This is a genomic window from Acidobacteriota bacterium (assembly GCA_016196035.1).
GTDB lineage: Bacteria > Acidobacteriota > Blastocatellia > RBC074 > RBC074 > JACPYM01.
Genome location: JACPYM010000135.1, coordinates 32,962 through 50,950, shown reverse-complemented (window position 1 = coordinate 50,950; position 17,989 = coordinate 32,962). Strand labels below are relative to the sequence as shown.

Here is a 17,989-nt window from a genome sequence, read left to right as displayed (position 1 = left end):
TCTGCTTTGGGACGCCCGGTCACCCAGAATCATAATCCGTTTAACTGGAGGTCGTTTATGCGTCTAAGAATGCTATCAATGTTGATCTCGCTCGTCGTGCTCTGCACGGGAGTGGGTTTGGCTCAAACCACCAGCGGTTCGATTACCGGGACGGTCGTTGACCCACAACAAGCCGCTGTTGCAAAAGCCACCGTGACCATTACCGAAGAGGGCAAGAGCTATTCTCTGACTGCCACCACTGATGGTGAAGGCCGGTTTGTTTTTCCGATTGTTCCACCGGGAACCTACACCCTGAGCATTGAAGCCGCGAGCTTCAAGAAACAACAGCGGAAAGGGGTAACACTCACTCCAAACGACAGGCTCTCACTTGGCAACTTAGGTTTGGAAGTTGGGGCGGTCACCGAAACGGTCAGTGTCACCAGCGAAGCCACGCATATCCAGGCCGATAGCGGCGAGCGGTCATTTGCCATCCAAGGCGAACAGATTCGCAACGTGGGTGTTAAAACCCGAAGTTACATTAATCTAGCTACTTTAGCCCCAGGTGTTGTAGCTAATGGTGCCGGAGATGGTAACAGCAGTACCAGCAGCGGCCTTAGTGTGAATGGCGCCCGGCTAAATTCAAACAATGTCCAGATTGACGGCATCACCAGCGTTGACGTGGGTAACAATTCGGAGCTTTCGCGCATTCCGCTGGATGCGGTTGGCGAATTCAAGCTGCTGACTTCGACCTATCAACCTGAATATGGACGCTCTTCGGGTGCTCAATTTATTGCTACTACTCGCAGCGGGTCACAAGCTTTTCACGGTTCGGTTTATTATTACCGCCGCCACACTGGGCTGAATGCCAACACGTTTCAAAATAACAGAAACAATCCCGCCACCAACAACCCGCGGCCAATTACAGACCAAGAGGAAAAAGGTTACTCAATCGGCGGGCCGGTTTATATTCCCAAGCTCTTCAATACTGAGAAGAAGAAGTTATTCTTTTTCCTGAATCAGGAATGGGCGCCCCGCATCACTCCGAATAACGAAAATCGCGTTCGCGTGCCGACCGCGCTAGAACGCGCCGGCGATTTCTCTCAGTCGCGCGACAGCAACGGAAATATTTTCCCGTACATCAGAGACTACACTTTGAATCAGCCTTGCACTGCGGCCAATACATCGGGTTGTTTCGCGGATGGCGGCGTGGTTGGGAAAATTCCGGCCAGCCGGTTTTATGCGCTTGGGCAAAAGATTCTAAATTTGTATCCCTTGCCGAATTACACCCCGGTAGGCAGCGAGAACTTCAATTTCAAGGATCAGGTTTCGAATACGACCAAAGAGCGCAACGACACGGTTCGCGTTGATTACAACTTCAATGATAACTGGCGCATCAACGGCCGGGTGCTCAATAACGTGAATAGCTCGCTAGCGCCTTATGCCGGGCTTGGATTTATCCTGGGCGGTAACATCGTGCAATATGGGTTTAAGAATAACACCCCCAGAATTAGTTATGCCGGCACGGTCAATGGAACGCTTAGCCCGACAATGGCAGTTGAATTCACCTACGGCTTCAGTAAAAACCTGATTGAGGCCAGAACCGAGAGCGGCACTTACACCAGAACCGCAACCGGGCTTTCCGCGCTCCCGATAATTTATCCGAATGCCGTTCAAGAAGACCTGCTGAGTCAACTTGGTTATGGCGGCAGACTTGCCAATACCCCGAGTTACCGCGTGGGCAATGGTCCGTTTCTCAACTCAAGCAGGACTGACGATATTGGCGGAAACCTGTCTAAAGTTTGGGGCGATCATGTGACTAAGTTTGGCGGCGTTTATGAACGGGCGAAGAAGAAGCAAACAAACCGCGTGCAATTCAATGGCGGTATTAGTTTTTCGGATTCTGCCAATAATCCCTTTGACACACAACAGGGATTCTCAAACGCGCTAACGGGTGTTTATGCAAATTACACCCAAGCTTCGGCCAGTACCTTCGGTAATTACAAGTACACCGATGTTGACGGGTTTGTGCAAGATAACTGGAAATTCAGCAAGCGCTTTACGCTCGATTATGGCATGCGCGTCTCGTGGTTTCCGCCCGCCTTTGATGCCAGCGGGGCAGCTTCGAATTTTGATCCGAGTCAATACAAACTTTCTGCCGCTCCCAGACTGTATGTGCCGGTCTGTATCAATGGCGCGGCGACTTGCTCCGGTGGCAGCCAAACCTCTGCCCGGCGCGCGGTTGATCCGGCTGTGCTTGCTTCCGGCGTTCCGCTCACTTTAGCCAATACTTTGCTTGATACCGTTTTTGTGGGCAGAATCGTGCCGGGCTCAGGTGGTCTTTCAAACGGGCTTTTTCTTACCGGGCAAAATGGAATTCCAAAAAGACTGGCTAAGGATCAAGGGGCACTGTTCGCCCCAAGATTCGGTTTCGCGTTTGATGTCACAGGTAAACACGACCTGATTGTGCGCGGCGGTTTCGGCGTTTTTTATGACCGGCCGCAAGGTAACCTGGTCTATGACTACAACGAAAACCCGCCCACCACGGTTACTAACATCCTGGACTTTGGCCTGCTGCAAACACTGACCAGCAGCATCGCAACTTCTACGTTTAACCCGCCGAGTGTCAGGGCGATTGAACTCAATGCCAAAATACCTTCAACCAACTCCTATAACGCCGGCATTCAGTACAAGCTACCCTTTGATACTGTGCTCGATGTTGCTTATGTCGGTTCGCAAGGACACCATTTACCGCACGTTCGTTCAATCAATTCGACGCCATTTGGCTCGGCATTTTTGGCGGTGAATCAAGACCCCACCAAGGCCTTGAATCCAACAGTACCAGGTTCTAACGCACTGCCTGCCAATTTGTACCGCCCATACAAGGGATTTGCTGACATCTCATTAACAGAGTTCAGGGAAAACTCGAATTATCATTCGCTGCAAATTTCCGGGAATCGCCGTTTTGCCAAAGGATTGCTCTTGAGTGCAAATTACACCCGGAGCCTAGCGCGGGGCATTTCATCCGGCGACCAAGATGGCGCCAGGATTGACCAGAATGACAAAATTAACTACGGGCGGTTAAGCTTTGACCGCACTCATAACTTTGTCTTTAACTGGGTGTATGAATTGCCAAGTTTAACGGAGAATCGTTACCTCGGATATGTTACCAAGGGCTGGCAACTCTCAGGGATTTACCGTTTTCAATCAGGTGAGCCGGAGCTGGTTTCGTGCGGCGTCACAGGCTACGGCACAGTCAATCTGACCGGTTCATCGAGCGGCAATAGCGCGCGTTGCGTGCTCATTGGTGACCCCAATAAAGTACCCAATAAAGATGACTTTCATTGGTACAACATTGCCGCTTTTCAGGCTCCGAGCGTCGGCAGCACGGGGACGGAAACAGTCCGCGATAAACTGCTGATCAAAGCGCCGCCGATCAACAACTGGGATATGTCGCTTTCCAAGAAGCTTTACTTCCGGGAAAAGATGAGGGTTGAAGCGCGCTTTGATGCGTTCAATGCCCTGAATCATACTCAAGGCGGATTTACTAACTTCTTCTCTCAGAGTTACACCGCCCCCGGCAGCAGTACCTTAGTCAATGGTAATGCGGCTGATCCGCTAACAAATCGTACCGGTTCCGGCGCCATTGCCAATGGCGGTTATAGACCGAATCGCACCGTGCAATGGCATGTACGGTTCGAGTTTTGAGTTAGTACCGAACGCCGAAGGAGTAGATGCTCCTTCGGCGTTTGACTGTTAGCTTACAGCGTTGTCCGTTCCCACCTGCGCTCCCCGCGCGAAGTTTCATCCTGGTAGTTATATCAAGTTATGAAAATAGCACTGACTTTGCTTTTGACGTTTAACTTGCTGTTAGTCGGAAGCGGACAAAATCGTCCTGTGCAGATTGCGCGTCGGGCGGACTGGAAACTGGTTTGGGCGGATGAGTTCAATTACAAAGGCTTGCCAGACCCAAAGAGGTGGGAATACAAAGTCGGTGGCGATGGCTGGGGGAATAACGAGCTTCAGTATTACACCTCCGGCAAGCTAGCTAACGCGCGTGTTGAGGGCGGTAACCTTGTTATCGAAGCCCGCAAGGAAAAGATTAATTCGAATAACTACACCTCGGCTCGCTTGGTAACAGCGGGAAAAGGCGACTGGACATACGGGCGTTTTGAAATCCGGGCCAGGCTTCCTGCCGGGCGCGGCACCTGGCCTGCTATTTGGATGTTACCCTCAAAGACAAGCTACAGCGACCGTTACTGGCCGGATAATGGCGAGATTGACATCATGGAACACGTCGGCCACGACCCGGGTGTTATTCACGCTTCGACGCATACCAAGGCTTATAACTGGCCGCGCAAAAATCAAAAAACCGCCACGCTGAAAGTGCCGGATGCGCAAACCGCCTTTCATACCTACGCGCTGGAATGGAGCGCGGAGAAGCTGGATGTGTACATTGATGACACCAAAATCTTCAGCGACAAGAACGAAGGCAGCGGCTGGGAAGCCTGGCCGTTCGATCAGAACTTCCATCTGGTTTTGAACCTGGCGATTGGCGGGTTTTGGGGTGGCGCCGAAGGTGTTGACGACACGATCTTCCCGCAGCGCATGGAGATTGACTACGTCCGTGTTTATCAACAGGGAAAGTAGCGAGGAGCCCGAAAATGATCATCATCGAATCTTATGCCCTGGCAGTCGTGATGTGTCTTATCACCATGCTCTGCTGGGGTTCGTGGGCGAATACACAGAAACTTGCCAGCAAAGAATGGCGCTTTCAGCTTTTTTACTGGGACTATGCCATCGGCGTTTTGTTGTTCGCGTTGATTCTGGCGCTGACGATGGGAAGTTTGGGGTCTGCCGGGCGCAGTTTCCTGCCCGATCTCAATCAGGCCAGCAATCAGGCATTGTGGTCGGCCTTTTTGGGCGGAGTGATTTTCAACGTCTCGAACATACTTTTGGTCGCGGCCATTGATATTGCCGGCATGGCCGTGGCATTCCCCATCGGCGTGGGACTGGCACTCGCGCTGGGAGTCGTCACTAATTACGTTGCGGCTCCGGTTGGCAATCCTTACTTGCTGTTCACCGGTGTGGCGGCAGTGGTGGTGGCAATCATCGTTGACGCGATGGCTTACAAAAAACTGCCATCGCAAGGCAAGAAAGTCTCTGGCCTGGGCGGTGTTCTATCAATCCTGGCCGGTGTGCTGATGGGCTTTTTCTATCGCTTCGTCGCGGCTTCGATGTCCGCCGATTTTTCTCACCTTGAAGCGGGAAAACTAAGCCCGTACACGGCTGTGGTGATTTTCTCGCTGGGTTTGTTCCTGTCGAATTTTCTGTGGAACAGCATCGTGATGATGAAGCCTTTTGTTGGCGAGCCGGTTTCTTATCGCGACTATTTCAGTAAAGGCAACGCGCGCTTGCATGGGATCGGCACCCTTGGCGGGATGATCTGGGGACTCGGAATGTCTTTCAGCATCATCGCATCGGGAGCCGCGGGGTTTGCCATCTCTTATGGTTTGGGACAAGGGGCAACGCTGGTCGCCGCCTGCTGGGGTGTTTTCGTGTGGAAGGAATTCAAGCAAGCGCCCGCTGGCACCAACCGTTTGCTCGCCGTGATGTTTGCGTCCTTCATCGTTGGCCTGGGATTGATCATCTTTTCAAGATTTGCATAAGTGAGGTTTGGCTGTGGAAAGAATCGTCGTAGTCGGCAGTTCCAATACCGACATGATCATCAAAATGCAGAGAATCCCCAAACCGGGCGAGACCATCATCGGCGGAGACTTCTTGATGGCGGCGGGTGGGAAAGGCGCGAACCAGGCAGTGGCCGCAGCGCGCTCCGGCGGACAGGTGGCTTTCATTGCGCGCGTTGGCAATGATTTATTCGGCGAGCAGGCAACCAAGGGGTTTGCCGACGACGGCATCAATGTGGACTACATCATCAAAGATGCAGACGCACCTTCGGGGGTCGCGCTGATCTTTGTCGGCAGTGATGGCGAGAACAGCATCGGCGTGGCTTCCGGGGCGAATGCGAAGTTGTCAGTAGAGGATATTGAGAGAACACGAGCAGTCATTTCTTCGGCGGGAGTTCTGCTCATCCAGTTAGAAACGCCGATTGAGACTGTAAAGGCAGCGGTGCGGCTCGCTGCTCACGGGGCGACGGTGATACTCAACCCCGCGCCAGCGCAACCGCTTGATGATGAGATTCTCCGCTACGTTTCAATCCTCACGCCCAACGAATCAGAAGCGGAATTACTGACGGGCGTGACCATTGAAAATGAAGCAGGCGCCGCGACGGCAGCCACGGCGCTGCGTGCCCGGGGAGTGGAAACGGTACTGATCACACTGGGCGCACAAGGAGTGTTTGTCGCCAGCGATGATTTTTGCGGCATCGTTCCTGGCTTCAACGTCACGCCGGTAGATACGACGGCGGCTGGCGATGTCTTCAACGGCGCTTTGGCGGTGGCGCTGGCTGAGAAGAAGCCTCTGCGAGAGGCGGTGCGCTTTGCCAATGCGGCAGCGGCTCTCTCGGTAACCAAATTGGGCGCTCAACCATCCGCGCCATATCGCCAGGAGATCGAAGCGTTTTTATCAACCAGATAGGAAGAAAATTGTAAATCGAGGGAGATAGACATAAACATGGGAAATAAAACACATCAAGATACTTGGGAAGCTTATACGTCATCGTGGTCTGACACCGATGCTGAAACAAGAAAAACTACATTGGAACAGAACCTGAATTCGGATTGCACCTACACAGATCCAAACATTCAAACGGTCGGTTATCAAAGCCTTTCAAATTACATGGCGCAATTTCAACAAGGCTTTCCCGGCGCCAAATTTGTTACGACAGCTTTTAGGGAACATCATAACCAAAGTTTGGCACATTGGAATATGGTGAACGTCGAAGGTGAAATACTTAGTAAAGGGGCAAGTTTTGGGGAGTACGCAACTGATAGACGTTTGACGAAAATGACAGGCTTCTTTTGGGATGCCTAAGACCGATTTACGATGGATATTGAATCATATCGAAATTATTGTCTGGGTAAAAAATGTGTTACGGAAGGGTTTCCTTTTCCAAACTTGCCTAGCTTGTTGGTATTCAAGGTTGCAGGAAAAATGTTTGCCGTAACTGAGGTAGATTCCTTTGAAAGCATCGGCATACGCTGTGATCCGCTAACTATTGATGAATTGCGGACAGAGTATGCGGCGCTGCAAAAGCCGCCATATTTTAGCGACAGACATTGGACGACAATTATTATGGATCAGACGATTCCTGATAAGTTATTACTGGAATGGATTGATAATTCGTATAACTTAGCCGTCAAAAAATTAACAAGGAAAATACGAGCGGAACTCAGTCTTTGATCCGCAAAGAGTTTCTATTCGCGCCGCTAGCGCGGCGAAAACCAAAGCCGTTTTTTCAAAAGCGCCCTAACGTCAGACAAGCTATCTAGGAAAAAAATATGCGGACACGAATCATCATTGCGTTATTGCTGGTCAGTATCACCGGCATTGCCTTACAGATTGTTGGAGCAAACAACAGCAGCGGTGTTAAGGCGCGTAGCCTGACGCGGCAAACTCTGGAAGATAAAATTCGCGGCGGCTGGGCCGGACAGATGATCGGCGTTTCATTCGGCGCGCCGACTGAATTCAAATCCAACGGCAAAATCAACGAAGGCGAGATCAAATGGAAACCGGAGATGGTCTCGAACTCAATTGTGCAGGATGACCTGTACGTCGAGATGACCTTTACGGAAGTGATGGATCGCGTCGGCCTCGACGCGACCAGCGAACAGTACGGCGAGGCTTTCAAGGATTCAAAGTATCACCTCTGGCATGCGAACGCGGGCGGCCGGCGCTTGCTCAATCAGGGTATCAAGGCTCCGTGGTCAGGGCATCCGAAGTACAACATTCACGCGAACGACATTGATTTCCAGATCGAATCCGACTTCATCGGCATGATGACGCCGGGCTTGCCGCAGGAAGCGAACAAATACGCAGACCGCGTCGGCCACGTCATGAATTACGGCGACGGCGTGTATGGCGGAATGTTTTTCGGCGGGATGTACGCGGCGGCTTTCTTTGAAAACGATCCGCGCCAAGTAGTCGAACTGGGGTTGAAGAGTATTCCGGCGCAGAGCGGTTATGCGAAGGTGATTCGTGACGTGCTGGATTGGTCGGCGCAGCATCCTGACGACTGGAAAAAGACCTGGCAGTTGCTTGAAGACAAGTGGGATAAAAATGATGTCTGCCCGGATGGCGCGAATGCTCCGTTCAATATTGACGCGCGTCTGAACGGCGCTTATGTCGCGCTTGGGTTGTTGTATGGCAAAGGCGATTTCGCCCGGACACTGGATGTTTCGACGCGCGCCGGGCAGGATTCCGATTGCAATCCTTCAAGCGCGGCGGGCGTGCTGGGTGTGATGCTGGGCTACGGCAAAATTCCTGATGGATGGAAATCCGGCATCGCCGCCATCGCTGACAAGAAATTCGACTACACCAACTATTCGTTCAATACGATCACGGAATCAACGGTCAAGCGGGCGCTGAAGGTCATCGAGATGGCGGGCGGTAAGGTCACTGACGCTGAAGTGAGCATCCCGCCGCAACAGCCCAAGCCCTGGAAACTGGAACAGTGGAATCCGGGCGTACCCGACAAGCTCATCAAATTCGATGACGCGGCGTGGCAATGGAAAGGCGCGTGGGTGGACGACACGGTTGGCAAAGACAAAAAGATCATCGGCAAAGCGGCGCACGGCGCGGGCGCGGAAGTCTCGCTCAACTTCAATGGCGTGGCCTTGGCGCTCGTCGGCGAGTTCTCGCAGGACGGTGGACGGGCCGATATTTACCTTGATGGCAAAAAGGCCGGGCAACTCGATGCCTTCATCATCGAACGCACACACGACAACGCGCTGTGGCACGTTTACGGCCTCAAACACGGCGCGCACACCCTCAGAATCGTGCTGCGCGCTGACGCCGATGCGCGCTCGAAGGGAAAGAAGATCGCGCTTCAGCGCGCCATCACCTATAGATTGGCATCCGGATAAAACCCGGTAAAGCCCCCACTGCGGTGGTAAATGTCGGCGCGTGCTCCAGCCGCAGGAGTGCAGGTGGTGCGCCGCCACTTCCGCTGTTATAGCGGCCTCTACGGAATCTATGGCGCACCGTTCTTGCTCAGCGTGTATTCGTACAAGGTCTTCAAATCTGTTCCGATGAATTTCACCGTCAGCGTATTCGCGTTGGCTTCGAGCGTGGCGAAACCGTGCGTCCCGCCCAGCGCAAACAGCGAGTTCGGCTTTTCTCCGGTGGTGCGAATGGTCGCGCCGCCCGCGCCGTTGACGAAGAAATGCACTTGGCTGTCGGCGGGTTTGAGGTGCTGCATGTCGTGTTCGTGACCGGCCAGGTATATGTCCGCGCGGCCCTCAAGCAACGGCAGCAGGCGCTTGAGCAATATCTGACTCACTCCGTGCTGGCCGCCCGAATAAATCGGATGATGGCCGTAGACCACACGCCAGCGCGCGCGGCTCTGCTTGAGCGCAGCCTGCAACCAGAGCAACTGCGCTTCTGAAACTTCGTTCGTGTCGAGCGCGAAGAACTGCACCGGGCCAGCCGTGAAGGTGAAGTAGGGCGCGGGCATGCGCCAGCTTGCGCTCTGCTGCGTGTAGAGCAACTCGGCGGCGGGGCTGTCCGCCGCATGCCAGTCGTGATTGCCCAGCGTGGCATAAATCTTCACACCGAGCGGATCGTAGAGTTCACGCCATTGCGTCTGCCAGCGCTCGTCTGCAGGACTCTCCATGCCATCGGGGTAAAAATTGTCGCCCACGGTGAGACCGAAATCGAAAGGCGTTTGCCGATGCGCTTGCAGCATCGCCGCCGCGACCTGTTTCTGCTCTGCGCCCGCGAGCTTGTGGTTCTCCGGCGCGCCGTTGCCGAAATCGCCGAAGCTGAACACGCGCACCGTCTGGCTGCCCTCTTTCAACGCAAAGAGCGGCGGCGGCGTGCGCATGAAAGCAGGCAGCATCGTGCCGTTGACCAGCGAAATCCAACGCTCATCATCCTGCGCCAACACCTTGAATGCCGCGTCATCATTCTTTTGCCGTGCGGCTTCGAGACGCTGCGTGAGCAGCTTGCGCATCTCCCTCATCCGGTGCGCGCGCAATTTATCGAGTGCAGAGACGGCGACTTCAGCATCAGGTTCAGTCGTCACACAGCGTTCCAGCGTCTGCACAAAACGCGGGTTGGAACTGACAGCGGGCCGCCTGCCCAGTTCGTAAAGGATGACGCGCCGCACCGCCACCGCCGGGTCGGTGGCAAACAGTGCCAGTATGAAATCGAGCGTGGCTCTGGGGTCAGCGGCAAGCAACTCTCCGGTCAGCTTGGTGCGCTTCAGTTCGTCTTTCTGGTTGAGCAGTTTCTGCCCGCGTTCGCGCAGCGCCTCTGGCAGCAAATTGACATCGGGTTTTCCAGCTATAGCGGATGCCTGTCGGTCGGTAGCTGGCTTTGCCTGCTGAGCATTGACTGACAGCAGTAGGAGCAGACAAAGACAGATCAGCAGAATTGATTGGGTGATTGTGCGTGAAGCAAATTTCATAGGTTCATTATTCCTCTGGTATAAGCTGAAGTCAGGGCATTTTGTTTTTATCGGAAAACTCTGCTCTTCGCCGCGCTAGCGGCGGCTGACTTTAGCCCAGTCCTTTAGGGCTGGGTGAGACGAGCAAAGGAGCGTCGCGTAGCGACGCTTGAAACCCGCACGACAATAGCTCTAATTTCAACCGTCGCTACGCGACGCGCGTCAATTCGGGCGCTGCTTCCCGGCGTTGAAACGCCGGGGCTAAAATCAGCCGCCGCTAGCGCGGCGAAAACAAAGCCGGTTTTTCAAAAGAGTCCTGGCCTCAGCCAGTAAAAGGTAAATAAAAAATGTAAGTCAGGCGCGCCAACAGTTACTCACCTGCTGCGTCCTGATTGTCGAATGCGCTGCAACTCCGCCGCCATCGCTTGCACGCGGGCGGGGTGCTGCGCCGCGACATTCCTGGTTTCGCCGGGATCGGCAGCCAGATCGTAAAGCTGCGGCGCGGGATCGTTACCTAACTCGGTGTTGGTGTCTTTATTCATTTTGGGGCCGCTGCCGGGTTCGATGTATTTCCACTGGCCTTGCCGCAACGCGAGCGCACTGGCTTGTTCGATCAGTGCTTGGCGTCCAGTGTTGGCGGTTTTGGCCTGGCCCAACAACGCCTTCAGCACATCGAAACTGTCCGGCGCATCTTGTGCCGCGAGCGATTGTTTGGTGAGTGACGCGAACGAGGCCAGAAAATCAATCTGTGACACGAGCGCATTCGATACGCCGCGCTTTACCTGTCCGGGCCAACGAACGAGCAGCGGCACGCGCGTGCCCGCTTCAAAGTTGCTGTACTTGCCGCCGCGCCACGGCCCCGCTGGCTTGTGATTGCCGAGCTTCGTCACGGCGTCGTCTTGATACCCATCGTCCACGACCGGGCCGTTGTCGCTGGTGAAGATGACGATGGTGTTGTTCGCCAGATGCAAGCGATCCAGCGCCGCGAGAATTTCACCGATGCACCAATCCGCTTGCACAATCGCATCGCCACGCGGCCCCATCGTCGTCTTGCCGACAAAGCGCGGATGCGGCACACGCGGTACGTGCGGGTCGTGGAGCGCAAAATAAAGGAAGAATGGTTTGGCTTTGTTCTGCTCGATGAACGCCACCGCTTTGCTCGTGAAGACATCGGCCATGTCTTCGTCCTTCCACAACGCGGCTTTGCCGCCGGTCATATAGCCGATGCGGCTAATGCCGTTGACGATGGTCATATCGTGACCGTGACTCGGACGCATCTTCAGCAACTCAGGATTCGCTTTGCCCGTCGGCCAATCGCCAATCAGTTTGCGGTAATCCACTTTGATCGGGTCAGCCGGATCAAGGCCCACGACGCGGTTGTTTTCGACATGCACGGTCGGCACGCGGTCACCAGTTGCCGCCATAATGAACGAGTAGTTGAAGCCGATATAATTCGGACTCGGCGCAATTTCGCCATTCCAATCCGGCCCGCCCTGCGGCCCCAAACCGAGATGCCATTTGCCGACCACGCCTGTCGTGTAGCCTGCTTTCTGCATCAGCGAAGCCAGCGTGGTGCGTCCCGGTTCGATGATGAGCGCCGCATCGCCCGGCAAAATGTCCGTCCCTTTTTTGCGAAACGCATATTCGCCCGTGAGCAAGGCGTAACGCGACGGTGTGCAAGTTGCTGCCGCCGCGTGCGCGTCCGTAAAACGCAAGCCTTCCTGGGCGAGCCGATCCATGTGCGGCGTCTGCACAGCGGTTGCGCCATACGCTGAAAGATCGCCGTACCCCAGGTCGTCAGCATAGATCAGCACGACGTTCGGCCCTTTGTTAGCAGTGTTGCCGGTGGCGCTACTACTGCCGTTGGGCGATGCTGAGACCGGAATCTGCTGAAGGGGTGCTGTGTGCGGGTTATAGTCAGCGGCGAAGGATTGCGCCGGTAGCCCGTGACTGGTCAGCCATTGGTTGCGAACCTTGATCCACTTGTTGCTGGCGGCTGTGCCTTCGAGAAACGTTACTGTAGCGGGCTTCGGGCCGCCGTAACCGCCCGGAGCGCCCAGCCAGAGGATGAAGTTGTTCGTGCCGACCCAAGTTAGTTGCGATGGCATGTCGAGGCTCTTCCACCCGCCGCGCGGGATTGTCCCGACGGCGAAGACCGAATCACTCACAGCGAGCCGGTGGTTGGCTACTCCGCGTCCCTGCCACTTGAACCATTTCCCGCCGCCCTTGTTTGTCTCGTTGCTAGTATCGTTAGTCGGGTAAAGCCGCACGGCGACGCGCTTGACATAGATCGTGGTGTCTTCGGCGGGGCCGATGGGGTTGTTTGTCCCGACGTTCTCATTCTGCTCGCTGATGAAAGTGTGGACGCCATCGAAGAGGCAGTCCTGCACCGTGCCCGGCTCGAAACGGTCGTCCTCGACTGCGTCATCGCGGATCGCAGTAAAATAGCAGTCGCGCACGACCCAGCTCGCGGTGTTGGAGTACTCCGGAGCTTCACGCGATTTCATGGCGTCTTCCACGTTGTGGACACGGAGATATTGCCATTCCGCCAGACCGTTGTTCTGAATTCTTATGCCAGTTCCTCCATGCGGAGAGTCATGCGTTGTCCGCCAATCCCACGTCGTGGGGATTGATCCATTGATGACGCCGCCCCGCCAGACGATGTTGTTCCCTCCGCCCCCTGTGCCTGTCCCTGAAATATCTGCCGCAGTGAAGGTCGTACCGCTGGGAGACGTGTGCTCCGACCGCCGTGCTGGTCCACTGCGTGGCGTCAATCAGCGTATTGTCCGCGACCGTCGCCTGATATTTAGTATTCGTTGCGCCAGCCGGGAGTACGATCACATTCGTACCTATAGCGGCGCGGACGCACAGCACCGCGATGGCCGCCGTAAGTACGAACACAGCAGCACAGCCGCCAAGGCGGAATATCCATTGGTATCTACGCATATTTTTTTCGCGGCTCTGCCGCCCGATGTGCGGAAAGGCTGTGCCTTTCCGGCAGGGGGGATATTTGATTTTGGGCTACGCCCTCAACGTCAGTAAAAACATCAAGCGCCTCCCCGCCTTTTATCACTGCCCTCAGAAGATGTATTTCAGCCCTTACAATTTCAGCTTTCGTTTTCATCTAATCCTCAACCGGGCGCGGCGGATTTGCCCAATGCCCACGCGGGTCTACGCCGCTGACGAGAATTCCCTTCGCATGCCAATCTAAATATGCCGTCACATCCGCTGTGCAATAACGCAACGTCAACCCGCAACGGCGACGATCAGATTCATTGGCTTTGGAGCCGTGCAAAAGCAAATCTGAGTGAAGCGAAATTTGTCCCGCTTGCAGAATGTTGTCGAAGGGCTCACCAAAATTTTCGGCGGCGGCTACGGATTGATAGAGAACTTCGGATTCGTCGTTTTCATGCATGTTTGCCGTCAATTCGCCGTGATGATGCGAACCGGGAATGAAACGCACGCAGGCGTTTTCGACATTGGCATCATCAATCGCCAGCCAAACCGTGATGGCTTTGGACGGCGATAAAGGCCAATAGGTAGCGTCCTGATGCCACGAAACTTTTTTGCCGTCGCGTGGCATTTTGCAGAAAAAATGCGATCCCCACGCGCTTACATTTTCGCCCAAAATGTCTTTGACATACGCCACGATGCGCGGGTGCGTGAGCAAATCGTAAACCTTGCCGTGCCGCATATGCGCCGTCGAAATCGCATAGCTGTCTTTTCCTGCCGCAAAATATTGCGCCAGCAAATTATCAAAGGATAAGCGAATTTCGTTAATTTCCTGCGCGCCAAAAATCGTAATACCAGTCAGAAATCCATCCGTATTGAATTTGGTGATTTGCGCAGACGTGAGCTTTCGCGGATGCACAGTTGTGCTCGGATGAAAACGCAAATCGCGTTCTTGCGAATGAATGTCTTGTGGGTCAGGCGTAGGAACAGGGACAAAAGTCGCAGAGTTTTCCATAAGTATTTTTGCCACAGTTCACACGGGTTTTCTCAGAAGATGTATTTCAGCGCCAACTGAATCTCGCGTCCGGCGCGCGCACGGCTGATGGTGGCGGCGTTCGCCACGTCAACGTTCGCGACCGGCAGGAAGAAGTTGGCAATGTTCGGCGCATTGAAAACCTCAAAGCGGAATTGCACTTTCTGCCGTTCGCTGAGGGCGAAGTTTTTCATCAGCGACAGGTCAACCTGTTTGCGCGCCGGGCCGGACAAAACGTTGCGTCCCGCCGTGCCAAAGCGGAATGAGCCAGTCGGGACGGGCACGAAATCTTCGACCTTGAACCATTTCTCCACCGTCGGATTATCGAGCTTGCCGCTGCCAAGCTGATCCGGGCGGCTGGCTCCACCGGTGGCAAAGTTGAAGCTCGCAACGCCCGGCGTGAACGGCTGCCCGTCGTACATGCGCACGATGCCGTTGAATTGCCAGCCGCCAATGAGCGTGTTGACCAGGCCTTCGGTGAAATGTTTTTTGCCTTTACCGAAGGGCAGCAGGTAGGAGAAGTCGAGCGTGAAGGCGCGCGGGCGATTGAAGCTGGACAGACCACGTTCCAGCCCCAGATTGCGCGAGTCCTGCGCGCCGCCTTCGCTGCCGGTGCCGGTCAAACCCGAGGTATCGTCAATGGATTTCGACCAGACGAAATTGGCGCGAAAGCCCACCCCGCTGCGAAAATTGCGGCGCAGCGTCGCTTGCAGGCTGTGGTAATTCGAGCTCCCGCCGTAGCTGACATACTGAATCGCGCCGCTGTATTGCGGGAACGGGCGCACGATGTCGGTGGGACTGCGGCGAATCTGCTGGTTGATGTCGTACTTGCGCGACAGATGCAAGCCGCGCGAACCGACATACGCCAACTCCACCGCCGTCTGCTGCCAGACTTCGCGTTCGATAGCCAGGTTGTAATTTTGCATGTAGGCGGTCGGCGTATCGAACGCGATGCCGGTGGGAATCGTCGTCGCAATCACGCCACTGCTCGAAGCCGGAAACGGATCGGAGAGGGTGAAGGCCAGCGGGTTGGTCGTGCTGCGCTGGAAATTCTGACTGTTCGAGAAAGGAAAATTGTTGGCCAGCAGAATGCGAATGCCGTTTTGCGCCGAGTTCGTATAGAAAATTCCGTAGCCGCCGCGCACGACCAATTTGCTGCTGTTCAGCGGCTGCCACGCAAAGCCGAAGCGCGGCGCAAAGTTGGTCTTGTCCGTCTTGATCAGCGCTTTGGGGAAAGCCTTGTCCCCGGACTGGACGATGCGATTTTGCTCGGGAATGAAGTTGGACAGGATGTTGTACTTCTCGGTCTGAGGCAGGAGCAGGTCATAACGCAAGCCTAGATTGAGCGTCAGTCGTGGCGCGACCTTGTAATCGTCCTGGATGAAAAATCCGTAGGTCGTGTTGAACAGATAATTCATGCGGGGATCAAGCAAGCGGCTCGTATTGTCGGGCAAGCCGAGCAGAAAATCGGCGAAGGGCACTGGTGTCGCTGTGCTGCCCGTGACGCGGCCCAGAAAGGCGAGGTTGCCGCGCGCGTTGTTGGGGAAGTATTGGAAGTATTGCGTCCGAATGACCTCAGCACCCGTGCGCAGAGAATGTTTGTCTTTGACGAGTGTGAGTGAATCGAAAAACTGAAAGCCGTTGACCGCGATGATGGCCGGGTACGATTGGTGATGACCAATGACATCGTAACCCGTGATGTTGAAGCGCGGCAGCCCGGCGAAGATTGGGTCTTTCGAGAGGGACAGCGCATTGACCGCGTCTAGCAACGCCGGGTCATCGCGCCGCCGCCAGTCGGTGTAATCTTTCGCGCGCGAAAAGGCGAAGCGCAACTCATTGGTGAAAGTCGGACTGAAGGCTTGTGTAAAACGGATGCCCGCCAGTTTATCGCGTCTGTTGCTTTTGAGACCGAAGCCCGGCAGGTTGCTCGCTCCGAACGGATCGCCGCCGGGGCTGCTGCCGCTGACATAATTGAGCGCCAGATTGCCGTTCTGGCCGATCTTTTGATCCAGCTTGATGATGTAGTTCCGATCATCTGCTGGAATGACCGGCGAACTCACGAAGTTGTTGGCGCCCGCGCGATTGGGCAGCGGCACCAAATTCAGCACCTTCAGCGCCAGCGGATGAAAGCGCGCCGCCGGAATGATATTGCCCGGAAAACAGGCGGCTTGACTGGTGGCGCTACACGTCCCCGTGAGGGCCGGATCGCGCAGGTAAATTTTCGTGGTGCCTTGCAACAAGGAAGAGAAATCTCCGGCGCGCTGCGCGAGCGTCGGCACGCTGGCCAGGCGCGTATCGCCGCGCCGTTCGGCCAAGCCTTCAAAAGAAAAGAAAAAGAAGGTGCGATCCTGACCGCGATACGCCAGCGGGCCAAAGAGCCGCGCGGGCAAGGTGACGGGGCCGCCGATGGTGCCGCCGAACTGGTTACGGCGCAGCTTGTGTTTGTCGGTGTCGAAAAAGTTGCGCGCATCGAACATATCATTGCGCACGAAATCATAAAGCGAGCCGCGCAACTGATTGGTGCCGCCTTTGAGCACCACGTTGATGAGGCCGGAACCGACCGTGCCGAAATCGGCGGCGTAGGCGCTGGTCTGCACTTTGAATTCCTGCACCGCGTCCACCGAAGGCTGTGAAACCGGGCTGCCTGTGCGAACGTTGCGATTGTTCATGCCGTCCACCTGATAATTCACGCCGTCCGCGCGTCCGCCGTTGATCGAAGTGCTGCCACTGTTGGCGAGGCCTTCCGGCAGATCCACGACTCCCGGCGTCAGCAACGCGAGGTCGGCAAAATTGCGTCCGTTGAGCGGCAGGTCAACGATCTCTTTGTTGTCAATGACCTGTCCTTTCGCGCCCGATTCGCGTTCGAGCAGCGGCGCATCAGTGGTGATACTCACCGTTTCCGTGACCGCGCCGGTTTCGAGCGTGTAATCTAGCCGCAGCACCTGTTCGACCTGCAACGTGATGCCGGATTGAATGACCGGTTTGAAGCCATCTTTTTTCACCGCAATCCGATACTCGCCCGGCGGCAATAAAGGAATCGTGAAATAGCCTTCGCCATTGGAGACCGATTCACGGTTCACCCCGGTATTGATGTTCGTGACCGTCAGTTGCGCGCCGGGAACGACCGCGCCCGTCGGATCGCTCACGCGCCCCGTGACCTGCGCGGTTTGCGCGGAAGCTGTAATGGCGGCGGCCAGCAGCAAAATGCTGAGGCAGCCCAAACGAATTAGTTGTTGGTGGTTCATCTGATTTCTCCGTTCATGGGTGATGCCATAGGTTTCAAGAAAAAGAATTTCCGAAATGCGTCCCGAAGGGACAGTGGAGCCGAACGGAACCACCGGCTAATATCCGTAGCGCCTCCGGCGCCAAACCGCAAAACATTTGCTTGAATGCTAAATCAGAGCAACCAACATTGGGGCAGAAGTTTTTTGCCAGGATTCACAGGATTTTCAGGATTCACA

12 protein-coding genes are annotated in these 17,989 nt (G+C 55.1%); 7 read left to right on the top strand and 5 right to left on the bottom strand.

Features of this window, described 5'->3' with window-relative positions:
- Positions 1-78 precede the first annotated feature (78 nt).
- The 7 genes from HY011_36210 to HY011_36180 all read left to right on the top strand — a co-directional run bounded on the left by HY011_36210 (position 79) and on the right by HY011_36180 (position 9,020).
- Positions 79-3,684, top strand: a complete 3,606-nt coding sequence (locus tag HY011_36210; GenBank protein MBI3428398.1) for a carboxypeptidase regulatory-like domain-containing protein — start codon at positions 79-81, stop codon at positions 3,682-3,684.
- A 120-nt stretch (positions 3,685-3,804) separates the two neighbouring features.
- On the top strand, positions 3,805-4,626 hold the full coding sequence (locus HY011_36205) for a glycoside hydrolase family 16 protein (GenBank protein ID MBI3428397.1): 822 nt from the start codon (positions 3,805-3,807) through the stop codon (positions 4,624-4,626).
- 14 nt (positions 4,627-4,640) lie between these two features.
- Entirely contained in the window at positions 4,641-5,645 is a 1,005-nt protein-coding gene (locus tag HY011_36200; GenBank protein MBI3428396.1) for a multidrug DMT transporter permease, read from the top strand.
- A 13-nt stretch (positions 5,646-5,658) separates the two neighbouring features.
- Positions 5,659-6,573: a ribokinase gene (gene rbsK, locus HY011_36195; GenBank protein ID MBI3428395.1), complete on the top strand. Its 915-nt coding sequence runs from the start codon at positions 5,659-5,661 to the stop codon at positions 6,571-6,573.
- A 36-nt stretch (positions 6,574-6,609) separates the two neighbouring features.
- Positions 6,610-6,969: a nuclear transport factor 2 family protein gene (locus tag HY011_36190; GenBank protein ID MBI3428394.1), complete on the top strand. Its 360-nt coding sequence runs from the start codon at positions 6,610-6,612 to the stop codon at positions 6,967-6,969.
- A 12-nt stretch (positions 6,970-6,981) separates the two neighbouring features.
- The gene (locus HY011_36185) at positions 6,982-7,338 is read left to right on the top strand and encodes an MmcQ/YjbR family DNA-binding protein (GenBank protein MBI3428393.1); all 357 of its coding nucleotides are present in this window, start codon (positions 6,982-6,984) and stop codon (positions 7,336-7,338) included.
- 98 nt (positions 7,339-7,436) lie between these two features.
- The gene (locus HY011_36180; protein ID MBI3428392.1) at positions 7,437-9,020 is read left to right on the top strand and encodes an ADP-ribosylglycohydrolase family protein; all 1,584 of its coding nucleotides are present in this window, start codon (positions 7,437-7,439) and stop codon (positions 9,018-9,020) included.
- Positions 9,021-9,127: 107 nt separating this feature from the next.
- On the opposite strand, the gene HY011_36175 is transcribed toward HY011_36180, so the two are convergent.
- The 5 genes from HY011_36175 to HY011_36155 all read right to left on the bottom strand — a co-directional run bounded on the left by HY011_36175 (position 9,128) and on the right by HY011_36155 (position 17,773).
- Positions 9,128-10,420 (bottom strand): metallophosphoesterase, encoded by a 1,293-nt coding sequence (locus tag HY011_36175; GenBank protein ID MBI3428391.1) that lies wholly within the window; start codon positions 10,418-10,420, stop codon positions 9,128-9,130.
- 497 nt (positions 10,421-10,917) lie between these two features.
- Positions 10,918-12,651 (bottom strand): arylsulfatase, encoded by a 1,734-nt coding sequence (locus HY011_36170; protein MBI3428390.1) that lies wholly within the window; start codon positions 12,649-12,651, stop codon positions 10,918-10,920.
- An 830-nt stretch (positions 12,652-13,481) separates the two neighbouring features.
- Positions 13,482-13,667 carry a hypothetical protein gene (locus HY011_36165; protein MBI3428389.1) on the bottom strand — a complete coding sequence of 62 codons (186 nt, stop codon included), beginning with the start codon at positions 13,665-13,667 and terminating at the stop codon, positions 13,482-13,484.
- Positions 13,668-14,510, bottom strand: coding sequence for a phytanoyl-CoA dioxygenase family protein (locus tag HY011_36160; protein MBI3428388.1), 843 nt, complete (start codon positions 14,508-14,510; stop codon positions 13,668-13,670). It lies immediately after the preceding gene.
- Positions 14,511-14,542: 32 nt separating this feature from the next.
- Positions 14,543-17,773 carry a TonB-dependent receptor gene (locus tag HY011_36155; GenBank protein MBI3428387.1) on the bottom strand — a complete coding sequence of 1,077 codons (3,231 nt, stop codon included), beginning with the start codon at positions 17,771-17,773 and terminating at the stop codon, positions 14,543-14,545.
- Positions 17,774-17,989 lie beyond the last annotated feature (216 nt).